At 38.5% G+C, this 23,349-nt stretch carries 18 protein-coding genes; 11 read left to right on the top strand and 7 right to left on the bottom strand.

Annotated elements, in window-relative coordinates; genetic code table 11:
- Nucleotides 1–50 precede the first annotated feature (50 nt).
- The gene (gene pruA, locus ACQ2HF_RS01035) at nucleotides 51–1,676 is read right to left on the bottom strand and encodes an L-glutamate gamma-semialdehyde dehydrogenase (RefSeq protein WP_432411656.1); all 1,626 of its coding nucleotides are present in this window, start codon (nucleotides 1,674–1,676) and stop codon (nucleotides 51–53) included.
- A 194-nt stretch (nucleotides 1,677–1,870) separates the two neighbouring features.
- Here pruA and ACQ2HF_RS01040 point away from each other — a divergent pair, with 194 nt between their 5' ends.
- Both ACQ2HF_RS01040 and ACQ2HF_RS01045 read left to right on the top strand, forming a co-directional pair.
- Nucleotides 1,871–2,575 (top strand): NRDE family protein, encoded by a 705-nt coding sequence (locus tag ACQ2HF_RS01040; RefSeq protein WP_432411657.1) that lies wholly within the window; start codon nucleotides 1,871–1,873, stop codon nucleotides 2,573–2,575.
- Nucleotides 2,572–3,603, top strand: coding sequence for a DUF6695 family protein (locus ACQ2HF_RS01045; RefSeq protein ID WP_432411658.1), 1,032 nt, complete (start codon nucleotides 2,572–2,574; stop codon nucleotides 3,601–3,603). The genes ACQ2HF_RS01040 and ACQ2HF_RS01045 overlap by 4 nt, the downstream gene beginning before the upstream one ends.
- Here ACQ2HF_RS01045 and apaG read toward each other — a convergent pair.
- The 4 genes from apaG to trkA are packed head-to-tail and all read right to left on the bottom strand — an operon-like array spanning nucleotide 3,572 to nucleotide 8,062.
- A complete protein-coding gene (gene apaG / locus ACQ2HF_RS01050) occupies nucleotides 3,572–3,958 on the bottom strand; it encodes a Co2+/Mg2+ efflux protein ApaG (RefSeq protein WP_432411659.1) in 387 nt (128 codons plus the stop codon). The genes ACQ2HF_RS01045 and apaG overlap by 32 nt on opposite strands.
- A 5-nt stretch (nucleotides 3,959–3,963) precedes the next feature.
- Complete coding sequence (locus ACQ2HF_RS01055) at nucleotides 3,964–5,175, bottom strand: DUF3667 domain-containing protein (protein ID WP_432411660.1); 1,212 nt, start codon at nucleotides 5,173–5,175, stop codon at nucleotides 3,964–3,966.
- A gap of 32 nt (nucleotides 5,176–5,207) precedes the next feature.
- Nucleotides 5,208–6,713, bottom strand: coding sequence for a TrkH family potassium uptake protein (locus ACQ2HF_RS01060; protein ID WP_432411661.1), 1,506 nt, complete (start codon nucleotides 6,711–6,713; stop codon nucleotides 5,208–5,210).
- Complete coding sequence (gene trkA / locus ACQ2HF_RS01065; protein WP_432411662.1) at nucleotides 6,713–8,062, bottom strand: Trk system potassium transporter TrkA; 1,350 nt, start codon at nucleotides 8,060–8,062, stop codon at nucleotides 6,713–6,715. The genes ACQ2HF_RS01060 and trkA overlap by 1 nt, the downstream gene beginning before the upstream one ends.
- Before the next feature lie 154 nt (nucleotides 8,063–8,216).
- On the opposite strand from trkA, the gene ubiE reads away from it, so the two are divergent.
- The gene (gene ubiE / locus ACQ2HF_RS01070; protein WP_432413044.1) at nucleotides 8,217–8,948 is read left to right on the top strand and encodes a bifunctional demethylmenaquinone methyltransferase/2-methoxy-6-polyprenyl-1,4-benzoquinol methylase UbiE; all 732 of its coding nucleotides are present in this window, start codon (nucleotides 8,217–8,219) and stop codon (nucleotides 8,946–8,948) included.
- Between the two features lie 2 nt (nucleotides 8,949–8,950).
- The gene (locus ACQ2HF_RS01075; protein ID WP_432413045.1) at nucleotides 8,951–9,658 is read left to right on the top strand and encodes a porin family protein; all 708 of its coding nucleotides are present in this window, start codon (nucleotides 8,951–8,953) and stop codon (nucleotides 9,656–9,658) included.
- Here the strand turns inward: ACQ2HF_RS01075 and ACQ2HF_RS01080 are convergent.
- Nucleotides 9,652–10,371 (bottom strand): TrmH family RNA methyltransferase, encoded by a 720-nt coding sequence (locus ACQ2HF_RS01080; RefSeq protein WP_432411663.1) that lies wholly within the window; start codon nucleotides 10,369–10,371, stop codon nucleotides 9,652–9,654. The genes ACQ2HF_RS01075 and ACQ2HF_RS01080 overlap by 7 nt on opposite strands.
- A 13-nt stretch (nucleotides 10,372–10,384) precedes the next feature.
- On the opposite strand from ACQ2HF_RS01080, the gene ACQ2HF_RS01085 reads away from it, so the two are divergent.
- From ACQ2HF_RS01085 to accD, 3 genes are read left to right on the top strand one after another with little or no spacing between them, the layout of a single operon-like run.
- Nucleotides 10,385–12,967 carry a BamA/TamA family outer membrane protein gene (locus ACQ2HF_RS01085; protein WP_432411664.1) on the top strand — a complete coding sequence of 861 codons (2,583 nt, stop codon included), beginning with the start codon at nucleotides 10,385–10,387 and terminating at the stop codon, nucleotides 12,965–12,967.
- 42 nt (nucleotides 12,968–13,009) lie between these two features.
- The gene (fbaA, locus tag ACQ2HF_RS01090) at nucleotides 13,010–14,077 is read left to right on the top strand and encodes a class II fructose-bisphosphate aldolase (protein ID WP_432411665.1); all 1,068 of its coding nucleotides are present in this window, start codon (nucleotides 13,010–13,012) and stop codon (nucleotides 14,075–14,077) included.
- A gap of 45 nt (nucleotides 14,078–14,122) precedes the next feature.
- Nucleotides 14,123–14,989: an acetyl-CoA carboxylase, carboxyltransferase subunit beta gene (gene accD, locus ACQ2HF_RS01095; RefSeq protein ID WP_432411666.1), complete on the top strand. Its 867-nt coding sequence runs from the start codon at nucleotides 14,123–14,125 to the stop codon at nucleotides 14,987–14,989.
- A gap of 156 nt (nucleotides 14,990–15,145) precedes the next feature.
- Here the strand turns inward: accD and ACQ2HF_RS01100 are convergent, their stop codons facing one another.
- Nucleotides 15,146–18,154: a DUF7619 domain-containing protein gene (locus ACQ2HF_RS01100; protein WP_432411667.1), complete on the bottom strand. Its 3,009-nt coding sequence runs from the start codon at nucleotides 18,152–18,154 to the stop codon at nucleotides 15,146–15,148.
- 255 nt (nucleotides 18,155–18,409) lie between these two features.
- Between ACQ2HF_RS01100 and ACQ2HF_RS01105 the strand changes: the two genes are divergently transcribed.
- The 4 genes from ACQ2HF_RS01105 to ACQ2HF_RS01120 all read left to right on the top strand — a co-directional run bounded on the left by ACQ2HF_RS01105 (nucleotide 18,410) and on the right by ACQ2HF_RS01120 (nucleotide 23,334).
- Complete coding sequence (locus ACQ2HF_RS01105; protein ID WP_432411668.1) at nucleotides 18,410–19,216, top strand: OmpA family protein; 807 nt, start codon at nucleotides 18,410–18,412, stop codon at nucleotides 19,214–19,216.
- A gap of 198 nt (nucleotides 19,217–19,414) precedes the next feature.
- Nucleotides 19,415–19,684, top strand: coding sequence for a 30S ribosomal protein S15 (gene rpsO, locus ACQ2HF_RS01110; RefSeq protein WP_432411669.1), 270 nt, complete (start codon nucleotides 19,415–19,417; stop codon nucleotides 19,682–19,684).
- Nucleotides 19,685–19,939: 255 nt separating this feature from the next.
- A complete protein-coding gene (locus tag ACQ2HF_RS01115; RefSeq protein ID WP_432411670.1) occupies nucleotides 19,940–22,177 on the top strand; it encodes a polyribonucleotide nucleotidyltransferase in 2,238 nt (745 codons plus the stop codon).
- Between the two features lie 122 nt (nucleotides 22,178–22,299).
- Complete coding sequence (locus ACQ2HF_RS01120; protein ID WP_432411671.1) at nucleotides 22,300–23,334, top strand: hypothetical protein; 1,035 nt, start codon at nucleotides 22,300–22,302, stop codon at nucleotides 23,332–23,334.
- The last annotated feature ends 15 nt before the right edge of the window (nucleotides 23,335–23,349 follow it).

Consider the following 23,349-nt stretch of genomic DNA (forward strand, 5'->3'; position numbering starts at 1 on the left):
AAAGGCATCAGTTTTCACCAATGCCTTTTTTAATAGTACTTACTATAAAATTATCCTAAGAAAGGATATCTATAATCTACAGGAGTTACAAATGTTTCCTTAATCATTCTAGGAGAAATCCAACGGTATAAGTTTAATTTACTTCCTGCTTTGTCATTGGTTCCACTCGCTCTGGCACCTCCAAAAGGTTGTTGTCCTACGACGGCACCTGTGGGCTTGTCGTTAATATAAAAGTTACCTGCTGCATTTTCCAACGCTTTCATGGCAACTTCCAACGCATAACGATCTTCACTAAATACGGCTCCTGTAAGGGCATATTCACTAGTTTCATCCACCGTTTTAAGGGTTTCCTCCCATTTGTTATCCTCAAACACGTAAATGGTTACTACGGGACCAAATAATTCGGTACACATCGTGGTGTATTTTGGATCTTTGGTTTCAATCACGGTTGGATGTATAAAGTATCCTTCGCTTTTATCGTAGGTTCCACCAACTATAATTTCAGCATTTTTGTCTATTTGAGCCTGGTCTATATAACTTGCCAGTTTATCAAATGAACCTTCATGAATGACTGCTGTGATAAAATTATCCGGATTTTCCGGAGAACCAATTTTAAAACTGTTTACATCGCCAATCAACAAATCTTTTACCTCGTTCCAGATACTTTTTGAAATATAACAACGGCTAGCCGCGCTACATTTCTGTCCCTGAAATTCGAAAGCACCTCTGGCAATTGCCGTAGCTACTTGTCTTGGGTTAGACGTTTTGTGAGCGACAATAAAATCTTTTCCTCCCGTTTCCCCTACAATTCTCGGGTAGGTTTTATAATTGTGGATATTGGTTCCAATTTTTTGCCAGATATCTTTAAATACGTGTGTAGAACCTGTAAAGTGAATCCCACTAAAGTCCGGACTTGCCAAAACTGTATCGGTAATCATTACCGGATCTCCCATCACCATATTAATCACGCCGTCTGGCACACCAGCTTCACGAAATACATCCAACACAACTTTTGCTGAATATACCTGGCTATCACTTGGCTTCCATAACACTACATTCCCCATTAAAGCTGCACTCGCTGGTAAATTACCTGCAATAGCTGTAAAGTTGAAAGGTGTAATGGCATATACAAACCCTTCCAGCGGACGATACTCCAACCTGTTCCAGGCTCCCGAGGTAGACTCTGGTTGCTCGTGGTAGATCTCCGTCATATACTGTACATTGTAACGTAAGAAATCTATCAACTCGCAAGCTGCGTCAATTTCGGCCTGGTGTACTGTTTTACTTTGCGCCAGCATGGTAGCGGCGTTTATTTTTGCTCTGTAGGGTCCTGCAATCAATTCAGCAGCACGTAAAAAGATAGCTGCGCGTTGTTCCCAAGGCATTTGGCTCCATTTTTTTCTGGCCTCCAAACTTCCTGCAATAGCATCCTCAATATGTTTCTTTTCAGCTTTATGGTAGGTTCCTAAGATGTGTTTATGATCGTGTGGCGGAGCCATCGTAGCGGTATCACCCGTTTTAATATCTTTCCCATTAATATACAACGGCACTTCTACAGTTGCATCATACATTTTCTTGTAGGTAGTTAACACGCGCTCACGCTCTGGCGAACCTGGAGCATAGTCTAAAATTGGGTCGTTTACTGCGATAGGCACTTCAAAAAATCCTTTTCCCATAGTATTGTTTTTGTATTAAAATTTAGAAATGCAAAGGTAAGGAATTTAGTGCGCAGTAGGCAGTGGCAGTTTGCAGTATTTATCCGTCACTGAAAACTACTACTGCAACTGAATACTTGGTACAGATTCCCTTTTAATTCTCTATTTTTACCCCATAGCGAAAGCTATTTAAATCAATTTCGACAATATAACGTATGTGCACGGTTACTTTTATCCCTAAAAACAATAACGACTTCATCCTTACTTCCAATAGAGATGAGGCGCCTGGCAGAAATACTATGGAGCCTCAAAAATATACGGTAGATGGCACGCAATTGCTATTTCCAAAAGACGCAGTTGCTGGAGGCACATGGATAGGACTTTCAGAAAAAAAACGACTCATTTGTCTTTTGAATGGCGGGGTTACAGCGCACGAACGAGCAACCGAATATCGAATGAGCAGAGGGATTATTGTTACTAAATTCCTCACTGCTGAAAATGTAATTGAAACTATTTTAGCGTTCGATTTTAGCGGGATAGAACCTTTCACAATATTATTGGTTTTGTTTGAAGCTGAAACACAACTCTACGAATTGATCTGGGACGGCGAAAATCCACAATTTTCTGAAAAACCGCTACAACCACATATTTGGTCTTCCTCCTTATTATATACTGAAGAAATGAAACAACTTCGCAATGAATGGTTTTCAGAATTTATGTTTGAAACCTTGAAACCAACTTCCGAAGAAATCCTGAAATTTCATAGCGAAGCAGGGGCCGGAAGCAAAGAGAGCGATTTAATTATGGACAGAAATTTCGTAAAAACAAAAAGTATTACACAAATCCACAAAGCTGAAGAGGACGTAAGTATGTACTATCAAGATTTACAAACCAAACAACAAACCGTCACCCTTCTGTGAAACATACTGGCAAACTAATAATTCTCGCATTTCCCGATACTTTTGTAACCATGAGTACCGAGTGGATATGCAAAGTATTGCCCTTGGTAGGTCTTGGAACAAAGGAATATATTAAAGCAGGGCACGCAGCCTTGGTTCTTATTGAAAATGAAACAGGTAAAGTCCGTTATTTCGATTTTGGACGCTACGTCACTCCAAAAGGTCATGGGCGAGTTCGCAGCGCCAGTACGGATGCCGAATTACACATGCCCATGACGGCTCAACTATCGGCAGACCACACACTTCAAAATCTTGATGAAATCTTAGTATGGCTAGATGCCAATCCGCAAAAGACACACGGAGAAGGTCGTTTACTGGCTTCGGTATGCGATGCGATAGACTACGCTAAAGCCGAAGCCTATATTCTTGAACTTCAAAAAAGGGGAAGTATTCCGTATGGTGTTTTTGGAAAAACAGGAAGCAACTGTGCTCGTTTTGTAACAGATACTATTTTGGCTTCTACCAACGACAAGAAAATCATAAAGGCTCTTAACTTTAATAAAAAATTTACACCAAGCACCGTAGGCAATGTTGAAAAAGCAAATACCCTGCAAGAAGCATTTCAGGTTCGTGACGGAAAAGTTGAATTATTTGAAGGCAGCGCTTTAAAAGAAAACCTCACCAATTATTTTCATAAAAAGAAAACTGAAAGCACTACTGCGGCTCTTATGGCAACTACGGAGAGAACCTTCAGTAAAAAATTTCAGTTTCAAAAATTATCTGGGACAGGCAGTAATGCCTGGTTTGAAATTGTAGCGACCGACTTGCCTGCGCACCATTTCAACATAAAAAGATACAACGACTTAGGGGAATTAGATTACAACGGGGTGTATATCTCAACAAAATTTAATTTTTCACTTCCGTATCAATTTACATACGATAGTCATTGTGAATTTTGTACAATCGTGCAAAATGGTGAAAAAATTAAGTTGGAAAGTCTGGGGACGCTGGCGCAGTTTAATTCATTGCAAAAGCAGCGTTCAGCTTAAAGGTAGGGATGGTAACATAGAAGTATTCGGCAGTGTCAAAATTCATCATTTTATAAGCACCCTGCATGGCACCTACAGGAGCTTGCAACAAACAACCACTACTATACGTATGTGTTTCGCCTGGCTGCAAAATAGGCTGTATCCCAATTACACCGTCTCCTTCTACGGTTTCAGTAACATTTAAAGCATCTATAATATCCCAACGTCTCGAGACCAGTTGTACTATAAATTTACTTTGGTTCTCTATAGTGATCGTATAAGAAAAAGCATACGATGGTCTGGAGTTGTCCTCTAACATCCCTTCAAACCTATTGGCTACTGAAATTTTTATTCCTTTTGTAATTTGTTGTACCATACTACCTAATAAACGGCTGCTGTGATAATGAAGAATAAGGCAGCCGCAACCGAAGCGCCTATCCAAAATACAATGTTTAAAAATACAAATTTTAAAATCGTCACAAAGCGACTTTGCCCATAAAAGTTCCGTAGTGCTTTATACAAGTAGAATGGCCCTACAATCGCAAAGAGAATACTTTTAAAAATCTCCTTGCCCAGTAGCAAATCTGGCAAGGTTGCAATAAACAGCCCGATAAAAATAAAACTGAACAAATGGAATATAAAAACCATATGTTCCATATAGCTGAATTTTTTCTTTGAATATATAAACCAAAAGAATAAGGCATAAAACGGCGTAAAGAAAAATATAAAAAAAGGTGTCTTTTGAAGCATATAGAATGCATATGCTTTGGGATCCTTATTAATTTTTTGAGCCGCTACACTCCTACTGTATAACCACCTATGATATCTTGTTTTATTGTGGCGCAGACTATCCAGAGCAATGGAAGGGTCTTCTATGTCGCTTTTTTTATAGAATTCTGTATACAGGGACAAACGCTCTTCTACATTAGCTACCCAAGCCATAGTATCCAGTTGTTTTTCAGAAACATAAGAGATGGGTTCTTTTTTTGAAATACTATCTGCTTTTCGTTGTTTATCAATTTCTGAAAATATCGTGTTGTTCAACCCTTTTAGTCCTGTTGTATTCCTGATTTTTTCTTTCGCCATTTCTATTTCTACTGAAGCTATAGAATCATCTTTAGCTGAAGTGTCATCATCCAAATCGTCTGTATAGGTATTCCAAGAAAACTGAAAAGGCGTTCCTTTTTCGGTTACTTCATAAGTGCTGTTATCATCGGGGAAGAAGGTACTTATGAGGCCATTCATTAAAAAATAAATTATAGAAACACTCAAGAAAAACCGAAATGGATTGGCATACTTTAAGCGTTGTCCTTTGGAGTAGTTTTTAGTGACCCGTCCTGGTCTAAACAACAAGTCGCTCACAGTATATCGCAATCTAGAATCGTAGCTTACGATACTATTAAAAAACTCACTGAAGAAATCTTTTAAAGATACTTGTTTGGTGCTGTTTAATTGGGAACAATAGGGGCAATATACGTCGGTAAGGTCTAGTGGTTGTCCACAATTTAAGCATTCGTTGCTACGATATTTATAGTGCTGGCGATTTTTTTCGCTTATTTTTTTGGTAGAAGGCAATTTTTTATCGCTACGCATACAGTAAAAGTACTGAAAGTTTTAAAATGACCTTAGCGGTTTCGCCAAAAGAAAGGAGTAAACAAAATAAGCACGGTAAACAGCTCAAGTCTACCAATGAGCATTAAAAATGATGCCCACCATTTTGCCGCTGTTGGCAAGTCTCCGTAATTATTTACAGGCCCTAAATCTCCTAGAGCTGGCCCAACATTACCTAATGTAGAAGCCGCTCCACCAAGCGCTGTTTTATAGTCTAAACCTAGCCAGGAAAACACCAAAACTCCCATGATAAAAGAGAGCATATATAAAATGAAAAAACCCAAAACATTATATACAATAGGTTGTTGTACAGAACGATTGTTATATCGAACTGGCAAAATAGCATTGGGATGTAAGGTTCTTTTAAATTCTAAAATTCCATTTTTAATCATCAATAAGTGCCTTACTACTTTAACACCTCCAGCTGTAGAACCGGCAGAGCCACCTAAAAACATCAACCCAAAGAAAAACACGACCAAAAAGGGCGTCCACAATGTGTAATCTGCACTTATAAACCCAGTAGTGGTTATAATACTTAACACTTGGAACAACCCGTGACGAAAAGCACTTTCTGCTTTTCCCCAGACCATGGGATGTGCAATGCTGGAAAGTGAAATATCTGCTTGAAGGTAAATAAGTACTGCTGCAATACCCGTAAATAATAACACTATGCCTGCATACCACTTAAACTCATCGTCTTGTAATACGCGACTAAAGCGTCTTTTAAAAGCAAAATAACTTAATACAAAATTGGTTCCTGCCAGAAACATGAATACCATGATAATATATTGTATAATGGGCTTGTCGTTCCAGTACGCAACACTCGCATTTTTAGTTGAAAACCCGCCCGTACTTAAGGTACTTAACGAGTGATTCATAGCGTCAAAAAGACTCATTCCTGCTACTTTCAACAATATAGTTTCGGCAACAGTGTAGCTTACGTAAATAAGCCACAATCTTTTAGCGGTATCGGTAATTCTTGGATGTAATTTATCGCCACCAGGCCCTGGGGCTTCAGCAGTAAAAAGCTGCATGCCACCTATACCTAATAATGGCAAAATAGCAATGGCAAGTACAATAATTCCCATACCACCAATCCAATGGGTGATACTACGCCAAAAGAGAACACCTTTTGGCAAGCTTTCAATATCGCTTAAAATAGAAGCTCCCGTCGTGGTATAACCACTCATGGTTTCAAAAAAGGCGTTAGCAAAACCTGGAATTGCTCCCGTAAAAAGATATGGCAAGGTGCCAATGAGCGCCATGGTAACCCATCCAAAGGTTACAATAATATACCCGTCTCTTTTTTGGATTTCCTTGCGGTGTTTTCGAGTTGTCAACATGACTGCACCACCTATAAGCAGTGTGGTTAAACCAGCTAAAAACATCTCCAATACCACCCCATCTTTATACAAAAGGCTTATAAGTGCTGAAAGCAGCATAAATCCACCGTTTACAAGCAAAAGGAGCCCTAAAAGGTGGAAAATTATTTTATAATTGAGGGAGGCAATGGGGCGCATTACACAAAGAGTTTTTCAACTTTAGAAATAGACTGTGGTAAACAACAAATTACGACTCTGTCACCGCTCATAATTCTGAAATCACCCAAGGCAATAATGCCTTCACCATTTCTAACCACACCACCAATGATGGCCGAGCGTGGTAGATCGATATCTTTTATAAGTTTCCCAGAAACATCAGAATTTGGTGTTACAACAAATTCCAAGAGTTCTGCGTTCATATTGTTAAGCTTGGTCATGGCAACTACCTCTCCTTTGCGCACATACCGGAAAATAGTATTGGCTGCCAATAATTTCTTATTAATAAGGGTATCAATTCCAATGGATTGGGAGAGTTGGAAATAGTCCATATTCTCCACCAAAGCAATTGCTTTTTTAACTCCTTTGCTTTTAGCAACCAGGCACGACATAATATTGGTTTCGCTATTTCCTGTTACTGAAATAAATGCATCCATGTCTGCAATAGACTCTTCCATTAAGAGCTCTACGTTTCGGCCGTCTCCGTTTATGACCAAACAGCTAGGGATTTCATCGGCAATATCAAAAGCTTTGCTCTGCTCTCTTTCAATTAATTTAACGCGAAAACTATTTTTACAGAGATCTCTCGCTGTTTTGTAGCCTATTTTACTTCCGCCAAGTATCATAACGTTTTTAATTTCCATCTTCACCTTACCCGTGAGTTTAAAAATTTCGTCAACACCTTTTTGGGTCGTGGTAAAATAAACCTGATCCCCTTCTTTAAATTGGGTATCGCCTCTTGGAATTAAGGTGTATTGCGTTCCAAAACGTTGTATTGCCAGGGGCACATACTTTAACTCCGGATGTAATTCACCTACTTCTTTTACTGTTTTATCTACAAAAGCTGCAGTTCTGGACAGGGAAAGACCAATCATAATAAGCGCTCCATTTTCAAAAACATAGGTGTCGTTAAATCCACTTTGGTTTAACAATAGGGATATTTCATTTGCTGCCAGCGCTTCTGGTGAAATGAGCTCATCAATTCCAAATTTTTTGAAACCTACTTCTTCCTGATTGTCTAAAAACTCGGTATTACTAATACGAGCAATTGTACGCTTGGCTCCTAATTGTTTGGCCAAAACACAAACGGTAATGTTAGTGGTCTCGCTACTGGTTACAGCAATTACCAAATCTGCTTGCGCTATTTGAGCATCTTTTAGGGTTGAAATAGAAGTAGCATCTCCCTTAATAACACGAATATCCAAATGTGTGTCTGCGTAGGTAAGTGTTTCCCTTTTATTATCTATTAATATAATATCCTGCGACTCGTACGATAAAAGTTTAGCTAGGTGAAACCCTACTTCGCCAGCGCCGGCTATAATTATTTTCATGAAGTGTAGATGAAATACGTTGGGCAAAGGTACGATAGAAATATAAACTAACGTAAAAATGATTAGCTTCTGTTTACATGCCAAAGCAATAAACCTATAGATGAATATTAAAATTTTCAACAAAAAGTACGTAGCTTTGCACCCGCAAAAACCTATGGAAGAGAAAGTAACCCCGTATAAAGATAGCGACCGCGATAAAAAGGAACAGGTAGAACAAATGTTCGACACTATTTCTGGCAATTACGACGGTCTTAACCGCGTTATTTCTTTGGGGATAGACCAAAAATGGCGTAAAAAAGTGGTAACACTGGTTGCTGAAGTAAACCCAGATTCTATTTTAGATATTGCCACGGGCACTGGCGATTTGGCATTACAATTTGCTGCAAAAATTCCTGCATCTACTATCGTCGGGCTAGACCTTAGTGAAGGGATGCTGTCTGTTGCCCGCAAAAAAGTGGAAGGGAAACCCATTTCAGAAAAGGTACGCTTTGTAAAAGGAGATAGTGAACATCTTCCTTTTGAAGACAATAGTTTTGATGCTATTACCGTTTCCTTCGGTATTCGAAATTTTGAAACTTTGGAAAAGGGCTTAGCAGAAATTGTACGCGTTTTAAAACCGAATGGTAGATTCGTGATTTTGGAAACCTCAGTTCCCACTAAATTTCCTTTTAAACAGGGGTATTATTTTTACTCCAAAGGTATTTTACCTATTATTGGACGCCTATTTTCAAAAGACAAAGTGGCGTACAAATATTTAAGCGAAAGCGCGGCTGTTTTTCCACATGGTGAAAAACTCAACAATATTTTACGAAAAATTGGGTTTATAGAGGTGAAAAACAAACCGCAAACCTTTGGTGTAGCAACCATTTATACGGCAAGCAAATAATGATAAAGAGACTATTTTTTTTACTGGCAATACTATTTACAATCCAATCTGCACAGGCACAGCTTTTTAGCAAGGAACGGTTAGCAAACCTAGAAACGTTTGACAATAAATTTTTAACCTATGGGTATTTTTTAGGTTTTAATAGCTACGATTTCAAAATTGAATACGAAAACCAAGCTCAAGACGATAATACCGATATTCTTGTAGAAAGCCAGTCTGGATTTAATGTGGGTCTTGTGGGCGATATGCGCATAAATAGAAACATTAATTTACGACTGGAGCCGGGATTATATTTTGCACAACGAAACCTTATTTTTCCAAATTTTGAAGAAGAACGGGACTTTTTACGCGAGACCAAATCTACCTACATCCACATACCACTTTTGGTAAAATTTTCTACCGAACGTTTAAATAACTTTAAGCCCTTTATTGTGGCAGGGGTATCGCGATCTTTTAACCTTTCAAGCAATCAAGATAACCCAGAGGACAACGAACAAGGACAGTTTAGAATGACCTCGGGCACCGGTTACTTTGAACTTGGTTTTGGCATAGACTTTTATTTATTCTACTTTAAATTTACGCCTTCTATACGTGGAGTTTTTGCCACAAGTAATGAGTTGGTAGCAGATGATGATCCAAATTCTCCTTGGACAGGAAATATTAGCAGTTTGTCTACACGAGGTATTTTTATAAATTTCACCTTTCAATAGGCACGTTTAAACTCGCTTAGTAAAATAGCTGTTGCAGTTGCTACGTTTAAGCTTTCGGCTGTAGTATTTCCAAATTGAGGAATGCTTATTTTTTCTGAAATGATTGCTGAAATTTCTTCAGAAACTCCATTAGCTTCATTACCCAACACTATAATTCCTTCTGGAGGCATCCTATTTTTATACACGTTTTTCCCATCTAAAAAAGCACCAAAAGTGGGCAAAGTTGAATTTTGAAGCACATCGGCTAATAAAACATACTGCACCGAAACTCTTGCAATACTTCCCATGGTAGCCTGGATCACTTTAGGGTTGTAACAATCTGTTGTATCCCGTGAACATACTAACTGCGTCACACCAAACCAATCACACAGCCTAATAATAGTGCCCAAATTTCCAGGATCACGCACTGCGTCCAGTGCTACCACAAGACCACTGTCCTTAAATTTTTGGAGCGAAGGTTTTTCAAAAACGGCCAGCGAGGAATTGGGTGTTTTTAAGCTGCTTATTTTTTTAAGCTCTTGGGGTGAAATATGTCTATGGTTCTTTTCTGTAACTTCGGAAATTTCTGTAGAAAAAAAGGTGTTCAATTGTAATCCTTCGGCCAATAATTCTTTTATAACTTTAGGGCCTTCAGCAATAAAAAGATTCCGTGCATCACGGTACTTTTTTTGTTGTAATTGCGTTATTGATTTTATTTCACTTTTACTTATCAAAATTATCCTATTTTTGAATTTCAGTAAAGACAACAGCTTGGTCCAAACACATACAAAAGTAGCATTTATTTTAGGAGTCACACTACTCTTGGTTTCGTGTAATGCAGTAAAATACGTTCCCGACGACCAATTTTTACTCACTGAAAACACCATTACCGTAGACGGAGAAGAAACTGGAAACAACGAACCGTACTCCTACCTTACCCAACGTCCCAATACAAAATTCCCGCTTTTGGGGATTCCTGTTGGCTTACATATTTACAATCTTGCCAATCCAAAACCAGATTCTACCTTTCAGGCCTGGCTACATAAAAAGCCACGACGGGAAGAGCGCTTGGTAACTCTTTTATCCCGGAAGCAATTAACGGCGCTAGACAGCTCTTACATAAAATTTAACCAGTTTTTACAGCGTGCCGGCGACGCACCCGTGATTGTTTCGGAAGATAGAAACAAAAAATCGGTGACACAGCTGGAACGCTATTATGCCAGTTTAGGTTATTTTAACGCCAAGGCAAAACACAAAGTTGTTACAGACTCCAGCAAAGAGAAACGTGCCTCTGTAGCCTATGAAGTTATTAAAGCAGATCCCTATTTTATAGATTCTATTGCGTACACTATTAGCTCCCCCTTAGTGGATTCGCTCTTTAAGCAAACCAAAAACGAAGCATTTCTAGTAGCTGGAGAGCAATACAAACGGAGTAATTTTATAAACGAAATTGATAGATTGACGATACAATTCAGGAATTCTGGGATGTATTATTTTGATCAGGATTATGTAACCTTTAAAGGGGATACGGTAAAAACAGACCATAAAGCAAACATCACCTATGTAATTCCAGACAGACGTATCACAAAAGATGACAGCACGATAACCGTGCCTTTTAAGATCTACACGGTAAACGACGTGCGGGTAGTAACAGACTATACATTTGCAAACAGTACCAAATCATTTACAGACTCTATCACTCATAATGGCTATAAACTCTATGGCTATGAAGAGATAAAATATAAACCGAAGGCCATCACAGATGCGCTTACTATTACACCAGGCACTATTTTTAAAGATATAGACAGGAACCTTACCTACAACCAGATTAGTGATTTAAAAATTTTTAAATACCCTAACATTTCATACCAAGAAGATCCAGAGGATAGCACCGGACTTATTGCCACCATTTTATTATCCCCACAGAAAAAATACAATGGAGAAGTAACTTTTGACGCCTACACCTCTGCGTTGCAACCTTTTGGAACTGGTTTTAGTGCTTCCCTACTCATTAGAAATGTTTTTAGAGGAGCAGAAACATTACAAATTTCAGGAAGTGGTAGTGTGGGATCCTCGGCAGATAGAGATGTTGGATTTTTCGGTACTTCAGATATTGGAACGAGTGTTCGATTATCGTTTCCGCGAATTTTATTTCCGCTGAAAACCGACAAGCTTATCCCGAAGTATATGTCGCCCTCCACCAATTTAAGTGTTGGAGTAAACCTTCAGAGCAATATTGGACTGGACCGCCAAAATTATTCCGGGAAATTTAATTACCGCTGGAAACCCTCTAAAATCAGGACAAACGAGTTCGATTTATTCGATATTCAGTATGTTCGAAACTTAAATGTAAACAACTATTTTAATGTCTACCAAAGCTCCTACGAAAGGCTCAATGAGATAGCCCGCACTACAGGATACAATTTTAGCAATGCAGAGATGGCAAACACACCAAGTCTTACCATACCTGAAGAAACAGATGATTTTATAAATAGTGTCTTGCTGGAAGCAGATCCTACTTTAAATGTAAGTGAAGATCAGTTTCAAGAAATTTTGAGCATTGCAGAGCGTAAGTTTCGTTTAAGCGAAGACAATTTAATTTTTGCTACTTCCTTTACCTGGCTCCAGGACACCCGAGAAAATATTTTTGACAAAAGCTGGACCCGCTTTCGATGGAAATTAGCTTCTGCGGGAACTATTTTATCTGGCTTGAGTGCCTTGACAGGAGCAGAAGAAAACGAAAACAGCAATAAAGAAATAGGCGGGGTGGCCTATTCTCAATATATAAAAGGAGAAGCCGAAGTCATAAAACACTGGACTCTTTTTGACAATAACGTATTTGCCGCAAGAGCATTTATTGGTCTTGCTATTCCTTATGGCAACAGTAACAACGTGCCTTTTACACGAAGCTATTTTGCAGGTGGAACCAACGATAATCGTGGGTGGAGAGCTTATAGTTTAGGACCGGGAACCAGTGGTGGCGTTTTAGATTTTAACGAAGCAAACTTTAAACTTGCCTTTAATGGCGAATACCGATACACTATTTTAGGAGCTTTTAAAGGAGCCTTTTTTGTGGATGTAGGTAATATCTGGAATGTATTGGACGACCAGGCAGATAACGAAGTTGTTACTTTTGATGGTATCCAAGACCTTAAAGAACTAGCGGTAGCCTCAGGATTCGGTATTAGATACGACTTTGGATTTTTTGTGATACGGTTTGATATTGGTTTTAAAACCCACGATCCCGGACGTCCAGAAGGGGAACGCTGGTTTAAGGATTACAACTTCCAGAACGCTGTGTATAACATAGGGATTAACTATCCGTTCTAACCCAGCAATTTTTATTATTTTTGCGGTTCAAAATACGCTACTATGAGCCACACCATTTTACCGGGCGTTGCAACCGGAAGACAAGTGCAACAAATTCATAAACTTGCAAAAGAAAAAGCATTTGCATTACCTGCCGTAAACGTTACTAGTTCTAGTACCGTAAATACGGTGATGGAAACTGCTGCCGAGCTGAATGCTCCGGTGATTGTTCAATTTTCGAATGGTGGGTGTCTATTTAACGCTGGAAAAGGGTTGAACAATGATGGTGAAAGAGCAGCCATCGCTGGTGGTGTAGCGGGCGCTAAACACGTACACGAGTTGGCAGAATTATACGGTGCAACAGTGATTTTACATACAGATCATTGTGCAAAAAAATTACTGCCTTGGATAGATGGTTTGCTGGATGCGAGTGAAGTTTATTACAAGCAACACGGAGTGCCTTTGTATAGTTCGCACATGATAGATCTTTCTGAAGAGCCTATTGAAGAAAACATAGAAATCTCTAAAAGATACCTGGAGCGCATGTCTAAAATGGGGATGACGCTAGAAATAGAATTGGGGATTACGGGTGGCGAAGAAGATGGTGTAGATAATACCGATGTAGATTCGTCAAAATTATATACCCAGCCAGATGAAGTAGCGTATGCGTATGAAGAACTCCTTAAGGTGAGCGACCAATTTACAATTGCTGCTGCCTTCGGAAATGTGCACGGGGTGTACAAACCAGGAAATGTAAAATTAACGCCTATTATTCTGAAAAATTCTCAGGAATATGTTCAGAAAAAATTTGGAACTGGGCACAATCCTATTGATTTTGTATTCCACGGCGGAAGTGGTTCTACCCTAGAAGAAATTCGTGAAGCCATTGGCTATGGTGTGATTAAGATGAATATTGACACAGATCTTCAATTTGCCTATACCGAAGGAGCTCGCGATTATATCGCAAAACATATGGAATACCTAAAAACACAAATAGGAAATCCTGAAGGAACAGAATTACCAAACAAAAAATATTACGATCCAAGAAAGTGGTTGCGCGAAAGCGAGTTAACCTTCAAAAAACGATTAGCGCGTTCTTTTGAAGACCTTAATAATATTAACACACTCTAAGATTTCCTATATTTGAATTACGAACCCTCCTCAATCGAAAAACATATGTCTTGGTTTAAAAGAACAAAAAAAGGAATACAAACCCCTACCGAAGATAAAAAAGACGTCCCTCGTGGCCTCTGGTACAAATCTCCAACGGGAAAAATTGTAGATGCAGACGAGCTAGAAAGCAATTTTTACGTGAGTCCAGAAGATGGCTACCACGTGCGTATAGGAAGTAAGGAATATTTTGAAATATTATTTGACGATAATAAATTTAAAGAGCTGGATAAAAACTTAGAGTCCAAAGACCCTTTAAAATTTGAAGACAGCAAAAAGTATGTAGACCGCTTAAAAGATGCCCAGAAAAAAACAGGATTAAAAGACGCCGTACGTGCGGGAGTTGGAAAATCTATGGGAAAAGATTTGGTGATTGCCTGTATGGATTTTAGTTTTATTGGCGGCTCAATGGGAAGTGTTGTAGGGGAAAAAATTGCCCGTGCAGCAGACCATTCGCTTAAAAACAACATCCCTTTTTTGTTAATTAGCAAAAGTGGGGGTGCGCGGATGATGGAAGCTGCCTTATCTTTAATGCAGTTAGCAAAAACAAGTGCCAAATTAGCCCAACTGGCAGATGCTAAAATACCATTCATCTCTTTGTGTACAGACCCAACTACGGGAGGTACAACTGCGAGTTTTGCCATGTTAGGCGACATAAATATTGGCGAGCCAGGTGCCTTAATTGGTTTTGCAGGACCACGTGTGGTAAAAGACACCACAGGTAAAGATTTACCAGAAGGTTTCCAAAGCGCAGAGTTTCTATTAGAACACGGTTTCTTAGATTTTATCACCCACCGTAAAGATTTAAAACATAAAGTAAATCTCTATTTGGATTTGGTGCTCAACCAGCCCTTAAGAGAAAAGACAGCCTAACAAAAAGAGGCTGTCTAAAAAGGAATACACTTTGGAATGTCTGGTTGAGCGCAGTCGAAATCTATTTTGACTATCGATATATTAAACTTCGACTGCGCTCAGTTTGACACTATCATTCCTTTTTAGACAGCCTCTTTTTTTCCTGTTATTTTAAAGTTATTTCTTCACTACTCGAAACACCTTCTCCCCGCTTTCGGTGCTTACACGGGCAAAATAGATACCTGCTGCTAACTCTTCTATACTTAAGGTAACTTCGGTTTGTTGAAGGTTGCTTTTAGTTTTCAGCAATTGACCAGTTAGCGAGTACACATCAATACTCTGGATATTTTCAGTTGATGAAATAGTAATGATTCCTGTGGTTGGATTAGGGTATAATAAAATTTCCTTTATGTCTATTATGTTATCTTCAACACCCAATTCGGTTACATATTCTACTGAGGTAAAGGCATTGGTATGATAACCATCCAGACTTATTTGTGGTTGAAACTGAACTCGATCTCCTGCTTCAATACCATTAACCGGTTTAAACCTAAAGGTAATGTAACCTTGTTCTTCACCACCCGAGCTCAATAGTGGAGCTAAGTTAATATCATTCATATAAAAGTAGAAAGTGCCTTCAGCGAACATGGTAGTAACGGGATGACTGACAGCCATTACCTGTACCGTTTCCATATTGATATTGATAAAACCAGTAGTCGAAAAATACACTACGGCATTTTCAACTGCTTGTGGGGTAAAGTTGTCAAAACATACGGAAAAATAAAGATACTCATCAGCTTCATCAATTAAAATCTGATCTGGCTGAGAACCATTAAATAATGGAGCAAAAGGTTCGGCTTCAATAAAATCGGTAAAATCGAACGTATTATCTTCTGGTGTTGCATCGCCCGCAACAGGTTCAACTCGTGCAGTAAAATCTAATGAGTCTCCAATTTCGTTTAAAGGAGCTCCTGGCAAACTAAAACTTACATAAATAGATCCTGAGTTTACAGGGTTTAAAACCCCTAAATCCCATGTAGCACTACCGCTTGTCTGGCTGGTTGGTGCTGGGTTAGCGCTTATAAAATTAAGTTTGGTGTCGTTGTAGGTGTAGGTAATCACGGCGTTTTGTGGTGTGGTGCCCGCATTTTCGTATACAATAGAATAGCTTACCCCTCCTTGTAATGTTGGCTGATTATTAGCACCCACGGCAATATTTAAATCGTTTACGGTTTGTGCAGCTTGTACGCAAAAATCTTCATTTTCTACGTTCCCATATCCTACAAAGGTATTGGTTGCCTCTTCAGGATTTACGTTATAAATATTCGAAAAGTTGGGTAAATAGTTTGTATAAGCTCCTTCACCTACGTTTAATTGGTAATTCCCTGTTTCATTAGTAGCCGTTCCTAACATAAAATCGTTGCCCTGGGCAAGTACCAATCTATTTGGTATTGCTGAGGCTCCTGTTGCACAATTGTTACCGTCAAGATCGAAGCTTAACGCTCCTTCAATTGTGTTTAAGTCGCTTCCGGAAAGAGAGCAGTCTTCTGTGAAGGTTACATATCCCTCTACAGTATCCGTAAAATTAGCTGCAGCAAAAGAAGCATCGTCCACGCAAATAAAACGCAGGTTTGGGTTGTTTTTGGTTTGTAAATCGCCGTCTACATTTCCTAAAAAGTATAATCCCTCAGTACACGTAGAACCACTTGCCATATCTGAAAGATCAATAGTACTGATATTCACATTTTCAAGGAACAAATTGTCCCATAACCGTAGCCAACAGAGGCTATCAAAGACACTTAAGTCTAACTCCGTATATCCTGTACCGTGTAAACTTAGGGCTTTAATATTATTATTTTTGGGATAAATTAACTGTTGTGTAGGCATATACCTAAGTGAAAAATAGTTAAGATTGCTTAACTGTGAAACATCTATTGTTTCATACGGCAAACCACTTAAAAGAAGGCCCTGAAGATTCGTGTTAGAATTAAAATCTAAAGTTAATGATGGCAAATAAAATAAGTGAAGGCTATTTAATGAAGTTGCCCCGTCAATTACTATATCTATTAAACCATCAAAATATTGAATTCGCGCAAATTCTAAAGCTGTATTTTGACTTAAATCAATGGTATCTAACACAGTATTTTCTTGCCCTATAAATCGTGTTCCCGACAACTCAACCTCGATTAACTGTCTATTATTTGAGGTGTCTAATGATTGTAACGACTGAATACCATCCATGATTAGACTTTCCAATTGATTGCACCCGCTTAAATTAATGGTTTCAAGGTTTTGTTCACTTATATTTAATTCTAATAGTGCTGAATTATTTTGTAAATCTAAACTGGTTAACACATCACCACTCAAATACATTTCTTCCAGATTAGTATTGCTTGATAAATCAATGTTTGTAAAAGGATAGTTGCTAATAGACAAATAACTAAGCTGTGTATTTCCAGATAAATCTAGCGATGGTAAACTTACACCTGTTATTATAAGTTCTTCCAGTTGTGTTTGACTGGATAAATTTATGGATTGAATATTCTCTCCAAATGATAAAAATTTTAAGTTAAATGAGGCTATATCTATATCGGAAATATTTGTGTTTGCTATAGAAAGTTCTTGAAGGTTTAAGTTATTACTCAAATCTATTTCAGATATTTCTGTATTGCTAATCCTTAAAACTTCTAAATTCGAGAGATTTGAAACATTTAATTCACCTAAACTTTCATTAGAAAAAACAGATACAGTATTTAAGTTAGAATAATTATTTAAAGTAGAAAAATCGTTAAAATTATTTGAAAATAAAGAAATCCTTTCAAGATTTGTGGTTTGATTAGGTAAAATTATCTCTTCTAAATCTCCTATTGTTAGGGAAATATTTTTCAGATTATTATTACTACTTAAATCAATAGACGTAAACGCATAATTTTGTCCAGTAATTTCTTCTAGATTAACAAAAGCCTCAATCCCAGTTAAGTCTGTAAATTGGCTGAAATTAGAAAATCTTATTTTCTCCGCCGCCTGTGCCTCAGAAACCTGTATTTCAGTATCTCCATTGGTATTGATAAGTGGGTTTATTTGATTAAGCAAATGCTCCTTAAACAGAGGGTCTGGAATATCAACAATTTGAGAAATTGAAGTAGCAGATATAGCAAAGGCTAACAGGAGTAATATGTTTTTCATGAGTGAATTATATAATAATGGGAACGGCGGTAAAGTAAATAAAAAAACTGGATAACCAAATTTGTTTGTGCGAAGCGCATCCCAATCTCTTTGAATTTCAGCAAGAGATCAAACCAAAAACTTAAGCAACGAAACCTATTATGCCATATATTTTTATAATTTTAAGTTTTTGTTTACGTTTCAGTTTTAAACACCCCTAACTTTAAACGTTTTAGTTTGTTTGAAGCCAGATCTATTTCAGCATAAAAAACACGCATGTTTTTACGAAAAGTGACATTACTAATAGCATTCCTTCCATTTTTGGGTTTGTGCCAAGAACAAGGGGGACCGTGGTCGGTGTATTTTGAAAACAATAGTTATACGATTACGGCCGCCCAAAAACAGTTTATAGATAGCATTCAGAAACACTCCCTACAACGCACCGATAGTATTGTTTTAAAGGGATATGCCAGTAGCCCTGCAGACGCTACCTATAACTTAAAGCTTTCTGAAAAACGCGCAAATTCGGTAAAACAACAATTTAAGGACTACACGACTATTATTGCCAACGGCTTTGGAGAATTAGAAGGTGATGAAGATGAGAACAGACGTGTAGATATTATGACGTGGCCCGTATATCAGGAAAATTTAGTTTTCAAGAGTAGTACCGCTAGTCCTACTAAACTTCCAGAAAAAATAAACGATTACACCAAAATAAACATAGGAGAAAAAATAGAATTAAAAGGAATTCATTTCTATCCCGGTCGAGACGATATAAGAAATGACAGCAAAGATGCCCTTAGTGAGTTATTGGCATTTTTAAAAGAAAACAACAACATCACCTTTAGACTCTTAGGTCACGTATGTTGCGGAAAAACACACGATCCTGGCAGAGATGGCTTTAATAACCGGACTGGAAAAAATAATTTGAGTGAAGCTCGAGCCAAACGAATTTACAATTACCTTCTGGACAACGGCATCGACAAAAAAAGAATGAGCGCCCGGGGATACGCCTACCGCTACCCTACTGGCAAAGGCGATAAGTATGACCGTAGGGTGGAGATCGAGATTATTTCTAGATAGTGGTGAGTGGTGAGTGGTGAGTGGTGAGTGGTGAGTGGTGAGTGGTGAGTTGTGAGTTGTGAGTTGTGAGTTGTGAGTTGTGAGTTGTGAGTTAAAATTTACAATCTAAAATCGTTATTCCAAAATAATTTACTATTTTTGCGCCCGTATTGCGATACTCGTAGTACATACATAACAATCATTTACAAAAATATTAGCATGTATTTAGCACCAAAAGAAAAAGCGAAAATTTTCGCAAAACACGGTAAAGATGGCAAGGACACAGGTTCTGCAGAAGGACAAATTGCTTTGTTCACCTACCGTATTGAGCACTTAACAGGACATCTTAAAGCAAACCACAAAGACTACAACACAGAGCGTAGCCTTGTGAAGTTAGTAGGAAAACGTCGTTCTTTATTAGATTATTTAATGAAAAAAGACATTATGCGTTACCGTGCCATCGTTCAAGAATTAAAATTACGTAAGTAATTATTGATTAGTAAAAGGGCTCTTACGAGCCCTTTATTTTTTATGCTCGCTCAGGCGGGAAACTCTCTTCGAGAAAGAGAATATTTATTGAGAAGACCTTTTATCTCCCGAATGGAGTCGAAGGAAAACACAGAAAAGCTACCCTTAGGTTTTTCATTGGTCAAACCACAACAACACAACAACACTTGGCTTGAAAATCAAGCTTTGACCAATTAACTGCGTATATTCTTATGCGCAAAAGTGAAAAACAATTTTATGATACCTAAAGTATTTAGAGAGGTCATTGACCTTGGTGACGGTAGAGAGATTTCTATCGAAACCGGAAAACTAGCAAAGCAAGCCCACGGGTCTGTTGTTGTTCAATCTGGAAAATGTATGTTGCTTTGTACCGTAGTTTCTAACTACGAGCAAAAAGATTTACCATTTTTACCATTAACTGTAGATTATCGCGAGAAATTTGCAGCAGCAGGACGTTACCCTGGCGGATTCTTTAAAAGAGAAGCACGCCCTAGTGATGGTGAAGTTCTAACCATGCGTTTGGTGGATCGTGTATTACGTCCATTATTCCCGAAAAATTACAGTGCCGAAACGCAAGTAATGATTCAACTAATGTCTCACGATGAGGATGTAATGCCAGATGCTATGGCAGGTCTTGCCGCTTCTGCAGCCATCCAGTTATCCGATTTCCCATTTGAGTGTGCTATCTCTGAAGCCAGAGTAGGACGTATAGATGGTAAATTTGTAATTAACCCAACCAGAGCACAGTTAGAAGAAAGCGACATCGATATGATGATTGGAGCTTCTGCAGATTCTGTGATGATGGTAGAAGGTGAAATGGACGAAATTTCTGAAGAAGAAATGATCGAAGCCATTAAGTTTGCGCACGAAGCTATTAAACTTCAGATTGAGGCACAACATCGTTTGGCCGATGCCTTTGGAAGAAAAGAAGTACGTGAGTACGAAGAAGCTCCAGATAATGAAGAGCTAGTGAAAAAAATTCACGACATGGCGTATGACAAAGTATATGCAGTTGCAAAAGCTGGATCTACAAAGCAAGAACGTACCATGGCATTTGCCAATATTAAAGAAGAGGTAAAAGCATCGTTCTCTGAAGAAGAATTAGAGGAATACGGTGGTTTAGTTTCTGACTATTATCGTAAAGCTGAAAAAGCTGCGGTTCGTGACCTTACGGTGAACGAAGGGTTGCGTTTAGATGGTCGTAAGACCGATGAAGTACGTGATATCTGGTGTGAGGTAGATTACTTGCCATCGGTTCACGGTTCTGCTGTATTTACACGTGGAGAAACTCAGGCACTAGCTACAGTAACGTTGGGAACTTCCAGAGATGCCAACAAAATAGATATGCCCTCTTTTGAAGGAGAAGAGAACTTCTACCTTCATTACAACTTCCCTCCTTTCTGTACAGGTGAAGCAAGACCTATTCGTGGAACCTCTCGTAGAGAAGTTGGTCACGGTAACTTGGCACAACGTGGTCTTAAAGGAATGGTACCAGACGATTGCCCTTATACCGTACGTGTAGTTAGTGAAGTTTTAGAATCTAACGGTTCTTCTTCTATGGCAACGGTTTGTGCTGCAACTATGGCAATGATGGATGCAGGTATCCAAATGATAAAGCCGGTTTCTGGAATCGCAATGGGACTTATATCTGATGGAGCTACTGGAAAGTTTGCGGTATTGTCTGATATTCTTGGTGATGAAGATTACTTAGGAGATATGGACTTTAAAGTAACCGGAACAGCAGATGGTATTACCGCTTGCCAGATGGACATTAAAGTAAAAGGATTACGTTACGAGATTCTTGTAGCTGCCTTAAAGCAAGCAAGAGATGGTCGTTTACATATTCTTGGGAAATTAACAGATGCAATCGCAACTCCAAGAGCAGACGTGAAAGACTACGCTCCAAAAATGGTAACAGTACGTATTCCTAACGATTTTATTGGTGCTTTAATTGGACCTGGTGGAAAAGTAATACAGGAACTTCAAAAAGAAACAGGCTGTACTATCGTTATTAACGAAGACCCTGTGACGGAAGAAGGAATTGTTGAAATTCTTGGAACAGGACAAGAAGGAATCGATGCTGTATTAGCGAAGATTGATTCTATTACCTTTAAACCAGAGGTAGGAAGTGTATACGAAGTAAAAGTAATCAAAATGTTAGATTTTGGTGCTGTTGTTGAATATATGGATGCTCCAGGAAACGAAGTATTATTACACGTTTCTGAACTAGCCTGGGAACGCACCGAAAACGTAAGCGACGTAGTAAATATGGGCGACGTTTTTGATGTAAAGTATTTTGGACTGGATAAGCGAACTAGAAAAGACAAAGTTTCTAGAAAAGCATTGCAACCAAAACCTGAAGGATATGTAGAACGCCCACCAAGAGAAGATCGTGGTAGCCGTGACAACAACCGCGGGAGAGATAGTCGTGGCGGAGGTCGTGATAACAAAAGAGACGATAGAAAAAGAGATTAATTTCTTTTTCTACTATTTTTTAAAACCGCCTTTCAGCAATGAGAGGCGGTTTTTTTTTTGCTATAAACGCAACTTTTTTCTCAGCAAGAGACTATAAAGTACTAAACCTTGAAAAAACTGCTATGAAAAAGATCATGTATTTCCTGCCTCTGGTATTCGGCTTGTGTTTTATTTCATGCGAAAACGAACCCATTAATCCTGCACAAATTAACACAGCTATTGTAGACGAAGAACTCTTTACCTTTCTGGAATTAATTACAGATGAACCCACAGATCTTTCTATTAATTGTATTGAATTTAATTACTCCTTCACGATTTTTAGTTTTGATGAAAACCTAGATTTGGCAGATACGCGCGCTGTATTTAATAATAAAGAGTTTATCGCGTTGCTAGAAGCCTTACCAGAAAACTATTCCATTAGCGTTAATTACCCAATTTCCGGAACCCTAAACAATGGCGAATTAATTGAAATACCCACAAACGAAGAACTTAAAAATGCCATTAAAAAATGCAGCAAAGAAGAACGCAAACGCCGGTGTAATAATACCTTGATAGCATGTACCTGGGCTGTGACTCCAGTAACTGGCAGCACTACCAATTTTGAAGGCGCTGCTTTTAAAATAAACCGAAATGGCACCGTACAGTTTCATTATAATACCGAGGTGTTCTTCGGAACCTGGATAACACTCTACATTGGAGAAGAATTATTTTTAAACATAGACTTAAACGATCATCCTGAGGTGGAAGGCTTCTGGGACTTTAATTGGAAAGTTGATTTATTTAGCGACGAACAGATTTTTATAAGCAACGACACCCATTCGGTTCTACTAGAAAAAGAATGCAGTTTGCCTTGTACAGCAGACGGCTATCAGGTTTGCGAACTGAAGGATACACCAGGAGTTGCCAATTTCAACCTTCAAAAATACACCCCTTGCATCGCTGTACCTTCGACGCATGATGTACTATCCAGCATAACGCACAGCTTTTTTAGTACCGAAGAAGATGCGCTTACTAACGCCAATGCTTTAACTCCAACAAACTATACCAATGTTGAAAATCCGCAGACTATTTTTATACGTATTGCCTACAACACTAGTGGCGAATTGTTGGAAATAACACAAATAACCATTGAAGCCGTACCTTGTACTGGCGGATAACTAGTAAATTATATT

The sequence above is a fragment of the Rasiella sp. SM2506 genome, from assembly GCF_050859505.1.
Classification (GTDB): domain Bacteria; phylum Bacteroidota; class Bacteroidia; order Flavobacteriales; family Flavobacteriaceae; genus Marinirhabdus.

Coding starts and splice junctions, on each gene's coding strand:
- ACQ2HF_RS01120 (WP_432411671.1), top strand. CDS start 22,300: ATGAAAAAGATCATGTATTTCCTGCCTCTGGTATTCGGCTTGTGTTTT.
- ACQ2HF_RS01055 (WP_432411660.1), bottom strand. CDS start 5,175: ATGCGTAGCGATAAAAAATTGCCTTCTACCAAAAAAATAAGCGAAAAA.
- rpsO (WP_432411669.1), top strand. CDS start 19,415: ATGTATTTAGCACCAAAAGAAAAAGCGAAAATTTTCGCAAAACACGGT.
- ACQ2HF_RS01040 (WP_432411657.1), top strand. CDS start 1,871: ATGTGCACGGTTACTTTTATCCCTAAAAACAATAACGACTTCATCCTT.
- ACQ2HF_RS01105 (WP_432411668.1), top strand. CDS start 18,410: ATGTTTTTACGAAAAGTGACATTACTAATAGCATTCCTTCCATTTTTG.
- accD (WP_432411666.1), top strand. CDS start 14,123: ATGTCTTGGTTTAAAAGAACAAAAAAAGGAATACAAACCCCTACCGAA.
- ACQ2HF_RS01100 (WP_432411667.1), bottom strand. CDS start 18,154: ATGAAAAACATATTACTCCTGTTAGCCTTTGCTATATCTGCTACTTCA.
- ACQ2HF_RS01060 (WP_432411661.1), bottom strand. CDS start 6,713: ATGCGCCCCATTGCCTCCCTCAATTATAAAATAATTTTCCACCTTTTA.
- pruA (WP_432411656.1), bottom strand. CDS start 1,676: ATGGGAAAAGGATTTTTTGAAGTGCCTATCGCAGTAAACGACCCAATT.
- apaG (WP_432411659.1), bottom strand. CDS start 3,958: ATGGTACAACAAATTACAAAAGGAATAAAAATTTCAGTAGCCAATAGG.
- ubiE (WP_432413044.1), top strand. CDS start 8,217: ATGGAAGAGAAAGTAACCCCGTATAAAGATAGCGACCGCGATAAAAAG.
- fbaA (WP_432411665.1), top strand. CDS start 13,010: ATGAGCCACACCATTTTACCGGGCGTTGCAACCGGAAGACAAGTGCAA.
- trkA (WP_432411662.1), bottom strand. CDS start 8,062: ATGAAAATAATTATAGCCGGCGCTGGCGAAGTAGGGTTTCACCTAGCT.
- ACQ2HF_RS01115 (WP_432411670.1), top strand. CDS start 19,940: ATGATACCTAAAGTATTTAGAGAGGTCATTGACCTTGGTGACGGTAGA.